General features: G+C 72.6%; 16 protein-coding genes and 1 pseudogene. 8 read left to right on the top strand and 9 right to left on the bottom strand.

Annotated elements, in window-relative coordinates:
- From B0E54_RS04835 to B0E54_RS04825, 3 genes and pseudogenes are all read right to left on the bottom strand, one after another.
- Positions 1 to 493, bottom strand: a pseudogene (locus B0E54_RS04835) (hypothetical protein); the annotation flags it as partial.
- Between the two features lie 6 nt (positions 494 to 499).
- Positions 500 to 760, bottom strand: coding sequence for a hypothetical protein (locus B0E54_RS04830; RefSeq protein WP_007076395.1), 261 nt, complete (start codon positions 758 to 760; stop codon positions 500 to 502).
- Positions 761 to 912: 152 nt separating this feature from the next.
- On the bottom strand, positions 913 to 1293 hold the full coding sequence (locus tag B0E54_RS04825; protein ID WP_234582026.1) for a hypothetical protein: 381 nt from the start codon (positions 1291 to 1293) through the stop codon (positions 913 to 915).
- A gap of 140 nt (positions 1294 to 1433) precedes the next feature.
- On the opposite strand from B0E54_RS04825, the gene B0E54_RS04820 reads away from it, so the two are divergent.
- Genes B0E54_RS04820 through B0E54_RS04810 form a run of 3 tightly spaced genes read left to right on the top strand, consistent with a single transcriptional unit; the run spans position 1434 to position 4554 of the window.
- Positions 1434 to 3989 (top strand): ATP-dependent Clp protease ATP-binding subunit, encoded by a 2556-nt coding sequence (locus B0E54_RS04820; RefSeq protein ID WP_234582025.1) that lies wholly within the window; start codon positions 1434 to 1436, stop codon positions 3987 to 3989.
- Positions 3986 to 4204, top strand: a complete 219-nt coding sequence (locus B0E54_RS04815) for a hypothetical protein (RefSeq protein ID WP_234582024.1) — start codon at positions 3986 to 3988, stop codon at positions 4202 to 4204. Before B0E54_RS04820 ends, B0E54_RS04815 begins: the two co-directional genes overlap by 4 nt.
- The gene (locus B0E54_RS04810) at positions 4204 to 4554 is read left to right on the top strand and encodes a DUF3140 domain-containing protein (RefSeq protein ID WP_234582023.1); all 351 of its coding nucleotides are present in this window, start codon (positions 4204 to 4206) and stop codon (positions 4552 to 4554) included. Before B0E54_RS04815 ends, B0E54_RS04810 begins: the two co-directional genes overlap by 1 nt.
- Positions 4555 to 4609: 55 nt before the next feature.
- Here the strand turns inward: B0E54_RS04810 and B0E54_RS04805 are convergent, their stop codons facing one another.
- Together B0E54_RS04805 and B0E54_RS04800 are read right to left on the bottom strand one after the other, a co-directional pair.
- Positions 4610 to 4855 carry a hypothetical protein gene (locus tag B0E54_RS04805; protein ID WP_234582022.1) on the bottom strand — a complete coding sequence of 82 codons (246 nt, stop codon included), beginning with the start codon at positions 4853 to 4855 and terminating at the stop codon, positions 4610 to 4612.
- Between the two features lie 80 nt (positions 4856 to 4935).
- Positions 4936 to 5679, bottom strand: coding sequence for a TetR/AcrR family transcriptional regulator (locus tag B0E54_RS04800; RefSeq protein WP_234582021.1), 744 nt, complete (start codon positions 5677 to 5679; stop codon positions 4936 to 4938).
- A 23-nt stretch (positions 5680 to 5702) separates the two neighbouring features.
- Between B0E54_RS04800 and B0E54_RS04795 the strand changes: the two genes are divergently transcribed.
- On the top strand, positions 5703 to 6857 hold the full coding sequence (locus B0E54_RS04795) for an NAD(P)/FAD-dependent oxidoreductase (protein WP_234582020.1): 1155 nt from the start codon (positions 5703 to 5705) through the stop codon (positions 6855 to 6857).
- Positions 6858 to 6872: 15 nt separating this feature from the next.
- Here B0E54_RS04795 and B0E54_RS04790 read toward each other — a convergent pair whose 3' ends face one another.
- Together B0E54_RS04790 and B0E54_RS04785 are read right to left on the bottom strand one after the other, a co-directional pair.
- A complete protein-coding gene (locus B0E54_RS04790) occupies positions 6873 to 7844 on the bottom strand; it encodes a LysR family transcriptional regulator (protein WP_234582019.1) in 972 nt (323 codons plus the stop codon).
- An 88-nt stretch (positions 7845 to 7932) separates the two neighbouring features.
- The gene (locus B0E54_RS04785) at positions 7933 to 8547 is read right to left on the bottom strand and encodes a hemerythrin domain-containing protein (RefSeq protein WP_234582018.1); all 615 of its coding nucleotides are present in this window, start codon (positions 8545 to 8547) and stop codon (positions 7933 to 7935) included.
- A 174-nt stretch (positions 8548 to 8721) separates the two neighbouring features.
- On the opposite strand from B0E54_RS04785, the gene B0E54_RS04780 reads away from it, so the two are divergent.
- Both B0E54_RS04780 and B0E54_RS04775 read left to right on the top strand, forming a co-directional pair.
- Complete coding sequence (locus B0E54_RS04780; RefSeq protein ID WP_234582017.1) at positions 8722 to 10050, top strand: M20/M25/M40 family metallo-hydrolase; 1329 nt, start codon at positions 8722 to 8724, stop codon at positions 10048 to 10050.
- 58 nt (positions 10051 to 10108) lie between these two features.
- A complete protein-coding gene (locus B0E54_RS04775) occupies positions 10109 to 10768 on the top strand; it encodes a hypothetical protein (protein ID WP_234582016.1) in 660 nt (219 codons plus the stop codon).
- A 124-nt stretch (positions 10769 to 10892) separates the two neighbouring features.
- Here B0E54_RS04775 and B0E54_RS04770 read toward each other — a convergent pair whose 3' ends face one another.
- Positions 10893 to 11084: a DUF5703 family protein gene (locus B0E54_RS04770; protein WP_039906151.1), complete on the bottom strand. Its 192-nt coding sequence runs from the start codon at positions 11082 to 11084 to the stop codon at positions 10893 to 10895.
- Positions 11085 to 11248: 164 nt separating this feature from the next.
- Positions 11249 to 12220: an aldo/keto reductase gene (locus B0E54_RS04765; RefSeq protein WP_234582015.1), complete on the bottom strand. Its 972-nt coding sequence runs from the start codon at positions 12218 to 12220 to the stop codon at positions 11249 to 11251.
- 186 nt (positions 12221 to 12406) lie between these two features.
- Here B0E54_RS04765 and B0E54_RS04760 point away from each other — a divergent pair, with 186 nt between their 5' ends.
- Positions 12407 to 13459, top strand: a complete 1053-nt coding sequence (locus B0E54_RS04760; protein ID WP_234582014.1) for an LLM class F420-dependent oxidoreductase — start codon at positions 12407 to 12409, stop codon at positions 13457 to 13459.
- Positions 13456 to 14292 carry an undecaprenyl-diphosphate phosphatase gene (locus B0E54_RS04755; RefSeq protein WP_234582013.1) on the top strand — a complete coding sequence of 279 codons (837 nt, stop codon included), beginning with the start codon at positions 13456 to 13458 and terminating at the stop codon, positions 14290 to 14292. Before B0E54_RS04760 ends, B0E54_RS04755 begins: the two co-directional genes overlap by 4 nt.
- The last annotated feature ends 128 nt before the right edge of the window (positions 14293 to 14420 follow it).

The following is a 14420-nucleotide window of genomic DNA, read 5'->3' as shown; positions in this document are numbered from 1 at the left end:
CGCCGGCGCGCACCCCGCCGACGACCCGGCGCAGCAGCTCCTGCGAGTCGCGCAGCCGTTCGTCGGGCTCGTCGGGGCCGCCGTCGCGCCCGCCGGTCAACTCGGCCACCCGTACCGACCACCAGCGACGCATCCGCACCTGTTCGGCCTGCTCCGGCGCCACAGTGGTCGGCCCGTGCGGCGGGGGCGCGTCGTGGCGCGGGTCGCGCTGCTGCGGGCGGGGCGCCGGGGCGCCGTCGGCGGCCAGCCCGATCGCGGCCAGATACGCCGACAGCTGCTCCTGCGCCACCCGCAGCGCATAGTTGGCGCTCTCGGCGTGCTCAGTCGCGGCGGACAGCTCGGGCACCCCCATCGGGTTGGCCGACTCCTGTCGGACCCAGCGCAGCCGTTCCGCGGCCAGGCCGAACTTCTCCAGCGCCTGCCCGAGCAGGCCCACCGGGAACTCCTCGCTGGCCGCGCGGACCTGGCCGCCGATGTCCTCGATGATGGACACGGTGGCCTACAGGGTGGAGACGTAGAGCTGCGCCTGCTCGACCGCGACAAGTGTCGCGGCGAGGCACTCCTCCAGCTCCTGGCTGGCCTGGGTCAGCGACGCCTGGGCCGCCTCGACCGTCTCGTGCCCACTGCCCTCCAGCGCGCCGGCAAGGGTCTGCTGCGCCTCGGCGAGCTTCTCACCGGCCGCCTGGACGGCTGTCTGCCCGTCGCCGATCTGTTGGAGGGCGACATCGATGGCAGCCTTCAGCTCGGCGACGCTCGCCACGGCGGAACCTCCTGGGGGCGGGGAGATCTCCATTAGAGCTTACTGGCGTCGGTGGGAGAACATCCGCCCTGGCGGTGTTCCTGCCCGACTGACCGTTAACCCCCCTGAAGTGCCGGGAGTCCGTTCTGTGGGAGTCCCAGTATGAGAACTTCTCAATTATCGCGGAGCCAGCGCGGCCCGTACACCTCCGCGCCGAGGGCGGTCACCCGCTCGCGCAGCTCCCGGTCGGCGGTCACCACCAGCCGACGGCGCTGCGGCGCCGCCTGGACCAGTTCGACAACCGTGTCGTCGCCGGAGCCGGGGGCGGAGACGACGCGGACGTCGTCGGTGCCGGGCACGTCCCGGGCGGCGCCCTCGACCACGAGCACCACCTCGACCGGGGCGGTCAGACGGGCGGGCAGGCCCGTGGCGGCCACCGGGGCCAGGGAGTCCCGCAGCCGGGCGGCGGCCCCGGCCCGGTCCCGCCACCACCCGTTCGGGCGGGAGCCCACCACGTTGGCGCCGTCCACGATCAGCAGCGGGTTCTCAGTCATGGCGTCAGCCTGCCACCCGTGGCCGGCGCCGGCCGGGTGCCACTCCACAACGCGGTGTGCGCCGCCACGTGCGGCGTTTGTCGGGCCGAGCGCCGGGTAGCCCCTGGCGACCGTGCCGCGCCCGACTGCGGAGGACAGACATGATGGGACCCGGTGACCTCGGCTCCGACCCGTGGGACGAATTCCTGGCCCGGTACTTCGGCCGGGGTGAGGGAGGACGCCGACCGCCGCACCGGGTCGACATCACCCGACTGATGACGGCCGACGCGCGGGAGATGCTGGCCGACGCGGCCCGCCGCGCCGCGCAACGGCAGAGCAACGACCTGGACACCGACCACCTGCTCTGGGCCGCCCTGCAACGCGAACCCCTGCGCGACCTGGTACGCCGCGCCGGCGCCGACCCGGACACCCTGCTCAACGCGTTGGGCGGCAAGGGCGACGGCGCACCGCGCGGGGAGGTACCGCCCAACCTGTCGCTGACCCCGGCCGCCAAACGGGCGCTGCTCGACGCCCACCAGCTGTCCCGGGCGATGGGCGCCAACTACATCGGCCCCGAGCACATCCTGATGGCCCTGCCGCTCAATCCCGAGTCGCCGGCAGGACGGATGCTGGCGGCCGGCCGGATCCAGCCCGAGTCGTTGCAGGCCGCCAATGCCGAACGCGGCCCGATGACCGGGCCGAAGCCGGACCGCGGCACCCCCACCCTGGACCAGTACGGGCAGGACCTCACCGACCTGGCCCGCGCCGACCAGATCGACCCGGTGATCGGGCGGGCCGACGAGATCGAGCAGGCGGTGGAGATCCTGTCCCGGCGGACCAAGAACAACCCGGTGCTGATCGGCGAGGCCGGTGTCGGCAAGACCGCGATCGTCGAGGGTCTGGCCGAGCGGATCTGCGACGGCGACGTGCCGCAGACCCTGCTCGGTAAGCGCGTGGTGCAACTCGACCTCGCCGGCCTGGTCGCCGGCACCCGCTACCGGGGCGACTTCGAGGAACGCCTCAAGAAGGTGATCGACGAGATCCGGGCGCACCGGGACGAGCTGATCATCTTCCTCGACGAGATCCACACCCTGGTCGGCGCCGGCGGGGCCGGCAGCGAGGGCGGAATGGACGCGTCCAACATGCTCAAGCCCGCCCTCGCGCGGGGTGAACTGCGGGTGATCGGCGCGACCACGCTCGACGAGTACCGCAAGAGCATCGAGAAGGACGCCGCGCTGGCCCGGCGGTTCCAGCCGGTGCTGGTGCCCGAGCCCAGCGTCGACGACACCATCGCCATCCTGCGCGGCCTGCGCGACAGGTACGAGGCCCACCACCAGGTGCGCTTCACCGACGAGGCGCTGGTCGCCGCCGCCGAGCTGTCCGACCGGTACGTCACCGACCGGTTCCTGCCGGACAAGGCCATCGACCTGATCGACCAGGCCGGCGCCCGGGTCCGGCTGCGCACCCGCACCCCGGCCTCCGACGTGCGGGAGCTGGAGCAGGAGCTCGACGACGTACGCCGGGACAAGGAGCAGGCAGTCACCGACGAGCAGTACGAACGGGCGTCGGCGCTGCGGGACCGGATCTCCGAGCTGGAGGAGGAGATGCGCCGCGCGACCGGCGCCGAGGGCTCGTCCTCGCAGGTGCCCGAGGTGGGCCCGCAGGAGATCGCCGAGGTGGTCTCGCGGGCCACCGGCATCCCGGTCAGCCAGCTCACCGAGGAGGAACGCGACCGGCTGCTGCGCCTGGAGGGCCATCTGCACGAGAAGGTGGTCGGCCAGGACGACGCGGTCACCGCGGTGGCCGAGGCGGTGCGCCGATCTCGGGCCGGGCTGGCCGACCCGGAGCGCCCGATGGGCAGCTTCCTGTTCCTCGGCCCCACCGGCGTCGGCAAGACCGAGCTGGCCCGTGCGCTGGCCGAGGCGTTGTTCGGCGAGGCGGACCGGATGGTCCGGGTGGACATGAGCGAGTTCCAGGAACGGCACACGGTCAGCCGGCTGGTCGGCGCCCCGCCCGGGTACGTCGGTTACGAGGAGGCCGGTCAGCTCACCGAGGCGGTGCGCCGCCGCCCGTACGCGGTGGTGCTGCTCGACGAGATCGAGAAGGCCCACCCGGACGTGTTCAACATCCTGCTCCAGGTGCTCGACGACGGGCGGCTCACCGACAGTCAGGGCCGCACGGTGAACTTCAAGAACACCGTCCTGATCATGACGAGCAACCTCGGCTCCGAGCTGATCACCGGGGCGCAGCGGGCCGTCGGGTTCGGCACCGGCGCACCCGGCAGCGAGCAGGAGAACGACGAGCTGCGCGAACGCCTGATGCGCCGCCTCCAGGAGAACTTCCGGCCGGAGTTCCTCAACCGTATCGACGAGGTCATCATCTTCCGCCGGCTGGAGGCCGAGCAGTTGCGCGACATCACCGCGCTGCTGCTGGAGGAGACCCGCCGCCGGATGCACGCCCAGGACATCCAGGTGGAGTTCACCAACGCCGGCATCGACTGGCTGGCCGAGCACGGCTACCAGCCGGAGTTCGGGGCCCGCCCGCTGCGCCGGGTCATCCAGCGGGAGGTGGACAACCACCTGTCGCGGATGCTGCTGGAGTCGGCGATCTCGCCCGGGCAGAAGGTCACCGTGGACGCCCGCGACGGGCAGCTTACCTTTGACGTGACCGCAGGTGAGCGGGGGTACACCGCCGCCACGACAACGCACCCCCGATGACCGGGCCGGCGCGACGGGACGACCACGAGGACCCGCACGAGCAAGCCGGGTCCGCGAAGCACCGGGACGAGGACGACGACGAGCATCCCGACCCGATCCTGGCGCCCCCGACCGCGAACCCGCGCCGCACGCGGGTGCCCGCCGAGGGCCTGCATCCGAAGACCGACCAGGACGACCCGGAGACGTCGGGTCACCATCGTCGAGAGGAGACCTGATGGTACGCGACACGCGGCTCGACCCCGAGGTGGAAGTGCTCTGGGAGGACTTCCACGCCGAGGTGAACGTCCCGTCGGAGCAGCTGCGCACCTGGCTGCTGACCCGGGGCTCCGGCGAGGAGTCGTTCAGCCCGAACCCGGACCTCGACCTGCCCCAGCCGGGACGGGAGATCCTCAAGGTGCTCAACAAGCGCAAGGTCGATCTGACCCCGGAGGACATCGAGGTGATGCGGGAGGCGGTCGAGCGGATCCGCGAGCTGATGGACGCCAAGCCCCGACGGGGCAACGCCGACGACGAGTGGCGGCACTCGCTGCTCGACCTCGGTCACGATCCGCTCGTCGAACGCTGAGCGACGTCCCACGCGACGGTGCCGCCCCGGCTCGGGGCGGCACCGTTTTGTGCCACTACTGGCCCTGGTCGGACTCCAGGCTGCCGATGGTCAGTCCCGCCGCGTCGGCGGCGGCGTCGCGCTCGCCCCGGGTCTGGTCCTCCCGGGTGAGCAGGTTGGCGTACTCGGTGACGTCGGCCGGGTCGGGCACCTCCGGCAGCCGGCGCAGGAACGCCTCCACCTGGCGGGTGGCGGCGGTGTGCGCGGCGGCGGCCTGGCGGAGCAGTTCCCGGTCGTCGGCGGGCGGGTAGAGATCGGTCATGTCCGCCAGATACCCCGACAGCGGCCGTTCGCACCGCCACCGACCTGCCAGTAGGCGGCGTCCGGGTCGCGTCGCCGGGACTACCCGCCCGTACCGCCGGTCGGGTGGGGGTGGCCGGTGATGCCGTCCAGGATGGTGGTCAGGTTGTGGTTGAAGGTCTCCTCGGCGCTGAGGTGGGCGCCCTCGATGACGAGCCGGGTGACGGTGGGGTAGCGGCCGGTGTCGAGCATGCGGGTCAGGTAGGGGCCGAGGCTGGTCTGCCAGGCGCTGAACTCGGTGCCGGTGGAGCGGGCGGTGCGTCGCTCGGTGACCTCTCGGCGCAGGGCGCCGCCGACGAAGGCGTTGAGGGCGCCCAGGGCGCGCTGAAGGTCGTCGATGCCGTGTATGCCGGGGGCCTGGCTGAGGGCCGCGGCTGTCGTTTCGCCCACGGCGAGCGCGTGCGGGCCCAGGTGTGGCCGTCCGCCGAGCAGGTCGGCGAACCACTCGTGGTCGAGGGCGGCGGCGCGGGTCCGCCGAAAGACGGCAAGCACGGTGGCCCGCCACCCGGAGTGCTCGCCGGTCTCGGCGATCCGGGCGTAGACCGTGTCGACCATCAGGTCGAGCAGCTCCGATTTGGTGGCGACGTAGTCGTAGAGCCGCATCGGACCGACACCGAGCTCTTTGGCGATCTTGCGCACCGACAGTCCGTCGAGGCCGTGCGCGTCGGCGAGACGGATCGCCGTGGCGGCGATCTTCGCGCGGCTCAACGGCACCGGCGTCGCCCGGGGTTGGGGCTCGGGACGTTCCCAGACGGGCACGACCTCACTACCGTACGATGTATCCACGCAATACAGTGTACGGTAAAGGCATGACGAAGCGACTGGCGATCGCCGGTGGTGGCCTGGGTGGCCTGACGCTGGCACGGATCCTGCACCGGCACGGCATCGACGCGGTGGTCTACGAACGCGAGGCCGGTCGCACCGCGCGCTCCCAGGGCGGAATGCTCGACCTGCACCCGGAGTCCGGGCAACTGGCCCTCGCCGAGGCGGGTCTCGACGACCGGTTCCGGTCCGAGGCCCGGCCCGAGGGCGAGGAGCACCGCATCCTCGACCCGGCCGGGCGCACCCTCGTGCACCACACGCCCCGACCCGGCTCGTTCGCCGGCCGCCCCGAGATCGACCGCACCGTCCTGCGTGATCTTCTGCTCGACTCGCTGCCGCCCGACGCGGTGGTGTGGCGGCGCCGCCTCGTCGCGGCCACGGCCCGACCGGGCGGGGGCTTCGGGTTGACCTTCGACGGCGGCCACCGGGCCGATTGCGACATCCTCGTCGGCGCGGACGGCGCACGCTCCGTCGTCCGGGCGCTGCTGACCGACGCGGGCCTGTCCCACGTGTCCAGCCACGTGGAGCTGACCATCGACGACGCCGACCGACGCCACCCCGATCTCGCCGAGCTGGTCGGCCCGGGAAACCTCTGGTGCGTCGGCGTGCGCCAGATCCTCGCGGCGCAACGCCTCGGCGACGGCAGCATCCGCGTCGGGATCTCCCTGCCCGCCGACGACCGGGACCTCGACGCCTACCGGGACAAGCGTGCCCTGCTGGGCCTGTTCGACGGCTGGGACACCCGTCTCACCGCCCTGATCGACGCCGCCGACAGCGCGCCGACGCCGCGCCGGGTCACGGCGATGCCGGTCGGCGCGCGCTGGGCACACCAACCGGGAGTCACCCTTCTCGGCGACGCCGCGCACCTCATGCCGCCCGTCGGCGAGGGCGCCAACCAGGCCATGCTGGACGCCACCGAACTCGCGCGCGAACTCGCCGCCAACCCCGCCGACCCGGACGCGGCGATCCGGGTGTACGAGGAGGCGATGTTCACCAGGATCCAGCCGATCGCCGAGATGTGCGCGCGAGTGCAGGCGATGATGCTGTCCCCGACGGCGGCGGACGACCTCGTCCGCTTCTTCACGCCCCGGTCCGCCACGCCCTCGGGTGGGGACGAGGAACCGGTCGCCGCGCACCGGTAGAACGCTCGTGCGCCCTCACACCTCGCTGGGCTGCCGGACGCCGAAAGCCGGATTGCGCACCAGCCAGTCCAGGTAGGTGGGGTGCGGCGCCAGCGAGTCGGTGTACGCCGCCTTGGCCGTGGCCAGCAGCAGCTCCGCGTCCCCGGCGGCCGGCGAGTCCGGATGCCACCCCAGCAGCAGCCGCCAGCGCAGCGGAACACCGGCCAGCCGGCGGGTGACCAGGCCGCCGACGGGGCGGAACGTCGCCTGGCAGAGGGCCACCGCCACGCCCGCCTCCACCAGATCGACGCAGCCACGGATGTCGGTCTCGTACACCTTGCGCGGGGTGAAGCCGGCGCGGGCGCACGCGGCGGCGAAGCAGTCGCCGAAGCAACCGTCGCCCGGCGCGGCCACCCACTGCTCGTGGCCCAGGTCCGCCAGGCGCACCTCGGCCCGCGCCGCGAGCGGGTGGGTCTCCGGCAGCAGCACCAGCACCGGGTCGATGGCCACCTCCCGCCAGCTCAGTCCGAACGCGGCCGACGGGGTGGCGTCGCCGCACACACCGGTGAGGGCGAAGTCCAACCGCCCACCGGCCACCAACTGCGCCAGCTCGTCCACCGACCAGGAGGCGTACGTGGTGATCTGGGCCGGTGGCTGCTCGGCGGCCAGCCGGTGCACCAACCGGCCCAGGATCGGGCTGTTCACCCCGCCGAGGCGGTAGCAGCGGGGCGCCGCGCCCGCGCCGGCGAGCCGTGCCGCCTCGTCCTGCAGGCCCTTCATCGCCGGCAGCAGCACCCGGGCGCGGGCGAGCACCAGCTCACCGAGCGCGGTGGGCCGGGCGCCGCGCCGATCCCTGTCGAACAGCGGCCCCCCCAGCGTCCGCTCGATCCGCTGAAGCTGGGCGGTCAGCGCCGGCTGGGCGAGCCCGAGCGCCGACGCCGCCTTGGTCACACTCCCTGTCTCCGCGATCGCGCAGACCACCCGCAGGTGTCGCAGCTCCAGGTTCATACGGTGACGGTAGGACCACGCCGCAGCCTGCGGAAGAGGCCAAGCGGATCGGTGACGTTGAATGCATTTAGTGGCGCGGCCCGCGCTGTCAGTCGCGCGGCGGCTCCGGCAGGTCCGCCAGGTACGTCGGCCGCCGCGTGACCGCGTCGCGGACCTTGTCCACCACGCCCACCGCCGGCTCGACGATCCGGTTCCAGGGCGGCGTGGCCGGCGTGCCCGGGTGCGGCCGGGTCGGCGCGGCCTCCTCGGCGATCTCCAACCGGTTGCCCAGGCGGATCAGCTCCTCGGAGGTGGCCACCGCGCGCAACTCGACCACGAGCGCGCCCACCCCGTCGACGTGGCGGCGGACCCGCTCGGCGACCTCGGTCAGGGTCTCGTCGGACAGCCCCTTCAGGGCCGCCAGCAGCGCGGCGTCGGCGTCGATCTCCGCGTCCACCCGGTCGGCGCGGGCCGGCAGCGCCGCCCGTACCGCCGGCAGTAGGTACTGCTCCTCGGCGGAGACGTGTCGTGACAGCGCGGCGGTGAGCACCGCCAGCCCCTCCTGCGGCGTGGCGTCCGGGCCGGTCAACTGGTCCACGAGAGCCAGCAGCTGCCGGTGTTCGCGGTCCACGATGTCGGCGATGCTGCGGCCACCGGGCCGGTAACCCTCCTCGGACACGGACACGGGCGCGGGCGGCAACGGGGGCAGGGGGACGGCGGACATGGTGCCCTCCTCGACTGGCGGGCGGAAGCTCCGGCAGGGGATGTGCGGTCGTGGGCGGCGGTACCCGAACGCGGACGCCGCGAAACCGGGACGCGGATCCGCCGAGGTGAATGCCCGGCCCCGGCACGCCGGTGCGCCGGCCCGCCGGTCACCGCGGACTGGTATGAAGGGGCGATGACGAGCGACGCCGCCTCCGCCCGACCGGACCCCAGCGCGGAGGTCGTGGACCTCTGCCGCGACCTGCTGCGCATCGACACCACCAACACGGGTGACAACGCCACGAGCGTCGGCGAGCGCCGCGCCGCCGAGTACGTGGCGGAGAAACTCGCCGAGGTGGGCGTCGAATCGGTCCTGCACGAGTCCGCGCCCGGCCGGGCCAACGTGGTGGCCCGCATCCCCGGCGCCGACCCGAGTCGGGGCGCGCTGCTGGTGCACGGCCATCTGGACGTGGTGCCCGCCGACGCCGACGAGTGGTCCGTGCACCCGTTCTCCGGCGAGGAGCGCGACGGCTACCTGTGGGGCCGCGGCGCCATCGACATGAAGGACTTCGACGCGATGGTGCTCGCCGTGGTGCGGCACTGGCAGCGCACCGGCGTACGGCCCCCGCGCGACATCGTTCTCGCGTACACCGCCGACGAGGAGGCGGGCAGCGACTACGGCGCGCGCTTCCTGGTGGAGAACCACCGCGGCCTCTTCGACGGCTGCACCGAGGCGATCGGCGAGGTCGGCGGCTTCTCCTACTCGGTCAACGACAGCCAGCGGCTGTATCTCATCGAGACCGCCGAGAAGGGCATCGACTGGCTGCGGCTGCACGCCAAGGGCCGCCCCGGGCACGGGTCGATGGTGCACGACGACAACGCGGTCACCGCTCTCGCCGAGGCCGTGGCCCGCATCGGCCGGCACCGCTTCCCGGTGGTGGTCACCGACACCGTACGGGCGTTCCTGGAGGAGGTCTCGGATCTGCTCGGCATCGAGCTGGACCCGAACGACCCGGAGACGGCGATCGCCAAGCTCGGCCCGATCGCCAACATCATCGGGGCGACCATCCGCAACACCGCCAACCCCACCCGCCTCAGCGCCGGTTACAAGGACAACGTCATCCCCGGCCGCGCCACCGCCACCATCGACTGCCGCAGCCTGCCCGGCCAGTCCGAGCTGCTGGAGCGGCAGCTGCGCGAGCTGGTCGGCCCGGACATCGCCATCGAGTACGTCCAGCGGCAGCCGGCGCTGGAGACCACCTTCGACGGCGACCTGGTCGAGGCCATGTCGGCGGCCCTGCGCGCCGAGGACCCGGGCGCGCGGCCGGTTCCGTACATGCTCTCCGGCGGCACCGACGCGAAGGCGTTCTCCCAGCTCGGCATCCGCTGCTTCGGGTTCGCGCCGCTGCGCCTGCCCGCCGACCTGAACTTCTCGGCGCTGTTCCACGGCATCGACGAGCGCGTTCCGGTCGACGGACTACAGTTCGGCGTGCGGGTTCTCGACCGGTTCCTCCGCTCCTGCTAACCGTGTCCGGTAGCTGCACCCGGCGCGTTATCTCCCCATCGTGAAGGGACTGCCCCACATGACCGACCAGCACGGTGAGCTGGACGCCGCTCTCGAGCGGGTGATCGAAGCGGCCCGCCACCACCTGGCCGCCGTACGCGCCGCGCAGGGCCGCGTCGACGACGACGACGTCTGGCAGGCGTACGTGGCGTTGAACAACGCGTCCTTCGCCTACGACGAGCAACTCCTCGACGCCTTCGGCGAGGTGACCCCGTGGGACGTCGACTCGATCGACCCGGACGAGGCCGACGAGCGCTTCGGCGGTGAGGGCGCCGAGGCCAGCGACCCCCATCCGCGGGTGATCTCGGTTCGTCAACGTCGCGACTACCGGGTGCCGAGCATCGCCGCGCTGCTGCGGGCGGCCGAGGCGGCCCGACGCGAGGGCACCCCGGAGGACGACGAGCCGGCGCCGGTGGAGGGCGTCGGCGAGGCGGTGCTGGAGCTGCTGCAGAGCGGCGACGGCTCGCTCGGCGCGCTGGACGTCCCCGAGTTGGAACCCCTGGACGGGGTGGTCATGGTCAGCGAGGTGGGCACACCCGTGGACCTGGAGTCGTTCGACGATGACGACGCCGTCGGCCCGTTCCAGCCGGCGAGTGACGACCGGCTCGTCGGCCGACTCGACGAGCACCCGTTCCTGGAGCTCGACGACGACCACGACCACGCCGGGCACCAGCACTAGGCCCGTCGCCGGTGCGCCTGCGCCTCGCGCGAACGGGGACCAGGCACGAGGCCAGGTGAGGCCCGGGGCCCGAACCGTTCGCGGTTCGGGCCCCGGGCGTGTCGCCGCCCGTCCCGGCCCGGCGTCAGTACGACAGGCCCGGCTGCGGTTGGTTGACCCGCCGACGGCGCAGCATGACCTGCCGCGTGCCGTCACGGAACAGCCGCACCCGAGCCAACTCCCATCCGGAGAACTCGGCCTGGATCGCCAACTGCGCCGCGGCGGTCAACCGGTCGACGTTCGGCGGCAGCCGCAGCGGCGCGTACTCGTAGTCCATGCCGTCCATGCTGCCCAGCCCAGCGGCCGTCCGCCACCCCCTCCGGGGTGACCAACGCCGCTGCCGTGCGTGGTTCGTGCCGCCCCGGGCGCCCGCGCGTGGTCTTCGTCGCGGTCCGCGGGCGTCGCCGGTCAGCTCCCGGCCCCGGTGCGCGCGCCCGTGCGTCAGCCGTCGCGCTCGGGGTAGCCGATGGGCACCGACGAGACGTCGTCCAGCGCCGTGGTGATCTCCTCGGGCAGCGTGATCCGCTCGACCTGCAACGCGCCGAGCAACTGCCCCACCGTCCGGGCGCCGAGGATCGGCGCGGTCACCCCCGGTCGGTCCCGGATCCACGCCAGCGCCACCTCCAGCGGCGACACCCCCAGGCCGCCGGCCGCTGTCGCCACCGCCTCCACGATGCTCGAGCAGCGCGGCTCCAGGTACGTGGAGACGAACCGCTCGAAGTGCGGCGAGGCGGCCCGCGAGTCGGCCGGCCGGCCGTGCCGGTACTTGCCGGTGAGCACGCCCCGACCCAGCGGCGACCAGGGCAGCACGCCGAGGCCCAGCGCGTCGCACGCCGGCAGCACCTCCCGCTCCACGCCCCGCTCCAGCAGCGAGTACTCGACCTGGGCGGCGACCACCGGCGCCCGGCCCGGCCAGGCCGTCTGCCAGGCGGCGGCCCGCGCGGTCTGCCAGCCGGAGAAGTTCGACACCCCCACGTAGCGGACCTTCCCGCTGGCCACCGCGTGGTCCAGCGCCGCGAGGGTCTCCTCCAGCGGGGTGTCCGGGTCGTACCCGTGCACCTGGAACAGGTCGACGTGGTCCGTGCCGAGCCGGCGCAGCGACGCCTCCAGGGTGCGCAGCAGGTGGCTCCGGGAGCCGTCACGACGCCGACCGCTGCCGGGCCGCAGCCCCGCCTTGGTGGCGATCAACAACTCGTCGCGCGGAACGAGGGTGCCCAGCAGCGACCCGATCACCGACTCGGCGTCGCCGTCGCCGTACACGTCGGCGGTGTCGATCAGGTTGCCGCCGGCGTCCAGGTAACTCTTCAGCTGGGCGGCCGCATCGTCGGCGTCGGTGTCCCGGCCCCAGGTCATGGTGCCGAGCGCGAGCCGCGAAACCGCCAGCCCGCTTCGGCCGAGCGGTCGCTGTTGCATGGGTGAACCTTATTTCGAACCCGCCGCCACGGATATCCTCGCTCCCGTCATCTCTGCCGGTTCTGCCGGTTCCGCCTCCGTCGGGCACCGCGACGGGCGGGGACCAATGGCGGTGAGCCGGTGACAGGGTCCGTTTTCGGCATTGCGTAACCTGGTGCGACCTGTGCCACGGATGGGGGAGGACCAGTGCGACTCGGGCTCAGTCTTGGATATCAGACAGCGTGGAGCACACCCGCCGACCACCTGGCGCTGGCCCAGGAGGCGGATCGCCTCGGCTACTCGGTGGTGTGGGCGGCGGAAGCCTACGGCTCCGACTCGCCCAGCATGCTCGCCTGGATGGCCGGCCAGACGCAGCGGATCGACGTGGGCGCGGCGGTGATGCAGATCCCCGCCCGTACGCCGGCCGCCACCGCGATGACGGCCGCCACCATCGACGCGCTCTCCGGCGGCCGGTTCCGGCTGGGCCTCGGCGTGTCCGGCCCGCAGGTCTCCGAGGGCTGGCACGGGGTGCGGTTCGCCAAGCCGCTGGGCCGGACCCGGGAGTTCGTCGACATCGTCAAGCTGGCCGTGGCCCGCAAGGAGGTGGCGTACGACGGCGAGCACTACACCCTGCCGCTGCCCGACGGTCCCGGTAAGGCGCTGCGGCTGAGCTTCCACCCACCCCGCGAACACATCCCGATCTACCTGGCCGCTGTCGGGCCGAAGAACCTGGAGTTGGCCGGCGAGATCGCCGACGGCTGGCTCGCCGTGTTCTACGCCCCGGAGTTCGCCGACGAGCACCTCGCCGCCGTGGCCGCCGGGCGGGCCAAGGTCGGCAAGGAGCTGGCCGGTTTCGACGTGGTGCCCTCCGTGCCGGTCGTCGTCGGCGATGACGTGGCCTCCTGCGCCGAGCTGGTGCGCTGGTACGCCGCGCTCTACGTCGGCGGGATGGGCAGCCGGACGCAGAACTTTTACAACCAGCTCGCCACCCGGATGGGTTACGGCGACGCCGCGCGCGAGGTGCAGGACCTGTACCTGGCCAAGCGGCAGCGCGACGCGGCCGCCGCGGTGCCGATGGAGTTCATCGACCGCACCTCGCTGCTCGGCCCGAAGGAGCGCATCGCCGAGCGGATGCGGGAGTACGCCGCCTCCGGCGTCACCACGCTGTCGGTGACCCTGTTCGTGGCCGACCGGGACACCGGCGTGCAGACCCTGCGTACGGTCGCCGAGGCGCTCGACCTTTCCGGAGTCGGCGAGTGACCTGGATCGAGGCCATCGTCCTGGGCGTCGTCCAGGGGCTGACCGAGTTCCTGCCGGTCAGCTCGTCGGGGCATCTGCGGATCACCTCGGCGATCTTCTTCGACCGCGACGCCGGCGCGTCGTTCACCGCCGTCACCCAGCTCGGCACCGAGGCGGCCGTGCTGATCTACTTCGCGAAGGACATCTGGCGGATCACCCGTACCTGGCTGGTGGGGCTGCGCGACAAGTCGGTGCGCTCCAGCCTCGACTACCGGATGGGCTGGTACGTGATCGTCGGCTCGATCCCGATCGGGCTGTTCGGTTTCGTGTTCAAGGACCAGATCAAGACCGCCGGACGCAACCTGTGGGTCGTGGCGACCACGCTGATCGTGTTCGCGTTCGTGTTGGCGTTCGCGGAGTACTGGGGGCGGCAGACCCGCACCCTGGAGAACTTCCGGATGAAGGACGGCATCGTGATGGGCTTCGCCCAGGCGATGGCGCTGGTCCCGGGCGTGTCCCGCTCCGGCGGGACGCTCACCGCGGGCCTGCTGCTCAACCTGACGCGGGAGGCGGCGGCGCGTTACTCGTTCCTGCTGGCCATCCCGGCGGTCGTGATGTCCGGCGTGTTCAGCCTCGGGGACGTCTTCGAACCGTCCGCCCCGGGCACGTCCGTGCCCACCGTGGCCCAGACGATCGTGGCCACCGTCATCGCGTTCGGTATCGGCTACGCGGCCATCGCCTGGCTGCTGCGCTACGTCGCCCACCACACCCTGTACGTCTTCGTGCTGTACCGGGTGGCGCTGGGCACCCTGGTTCTCGCTCTCCTGCTGACCGGCGCGATCAGCGCCACCTGAGTTGACCGCGCCCGGCCCCCACCCCGCGCGAATGGGGTGGGGGCCGGTCCCTGTCCACGGGCCGGCGAAACCGGTCGTTTCCCCCGTTGTGCACGCAAGCCATTTAGCGCACCTATCCTGATGATATC

This window comes from Micromonospora sp. MH99, from assembly GCF_021442385.1.
In the GTDB taxonomy this organism is placed as follows: domain Bacteria; phylum Actinomycetota; class Actinomycetes; order Mycobacteriales; family Micromonosporaceae; genus Micromonospora.
Note: the sequence above shows the minus strand (reverse complement) of the source record. Positions and strands in the feature narration are given on the sequence as shown.

What these genes read in the sequence shown, in the direction of transcription:
- B0E54_RS04825 (WP_234582026.1), bottom strand. Translation starts at nt 1,293, where the DNA reads ATGACTGAGAACCCGCTGCTGATCGTGGACGGCGCCAACGTGGTGGGC.
- B0E54_RS04820 (WP_234582025.1), top strand. Translation starts at nt 1,434, where the DNA reads ATGATGGGACCCGGTGACCTCGGCTCCGACCCGTGGGACGAATTCCTG.
- B0E54_RS04815 (WP_234582024.1), top strand. Translation starts at nt 3,986, where the DNA reads ATGACCGGGCCGGCGCGACGGGACGACCACGAGGACCCGCACGAGCAA.
- B0E54_RS04810 (WP_234582023.1), top strand. Translation starts at nt 4,204, where the DNA reads ATGGTACGCGACACGCGGCTCGACCCCGAGGTGGAAGTGCTCTGGGAG.
- B0E54_RS04805 (WP_234582022.1), bottom strand. Translation starts at nt 4,855, where the DNA reads ATGACCGATCTCTACCCGCCCGCCGACGACCGGGAACTGCTCCGCCAG.
- B0E54_RS04795 (WP_234582020.1), top strand. Translation starts at nt 5,703, where the DNA reads ATGACGAAGCGACTGGCGATCGCCGGTGGTGGCCTGGGTGGCCTGACG.
- B0E54_RS04790 (WP_234582019.1), bottom strand. Translation starts at nt 7,844, where the DNA reads ATGAACCTGGAGCTGCGACACCTGCGGGTGGTCTGCGCGATCGCGGAG.
- B0E54_RS04785 (WP_234582018.1), bottom strand. Translation starts at nt 8,547, where the DNA reads ATGTCCGCCGTCCCCCTGCCCCCGTTGCCGCCCGCGCCCGTGTCCGTG.
- B0E54_RS04780 (WP_234582017.1), top strand. Translation starts at nt 8,722, where the DNA reads ATGACGAGCGACGCCGCCTCCGCCCGACCGGACCCCAGCGCGGAGGTC.
- B0E54_RS04775 (WP_234582016.1), top strand. Translation starts at nt 10,109, where the DNA reads ATGACCGACCAGCACGGTGAGCTGGACGCCGCTCTCGAGCGGGTGATC.
- B0E54_RS04770 (WP_039906151.1), bottom strand. Translation starts at nt 11,084, where the DNA reads ATGGACTACGAGTACGCGCCGCTGCGGCTGCCGCCGAACGTCGACCGG.
- B0E54_RS04765 (WP_234582015.1), bottom strand. Translation starts at nt 12,220, where the DNA reads ATGCAACAGCGACCGCTCGGCCGAAGCGGGCTGGCGGTTTCGCGGCTC.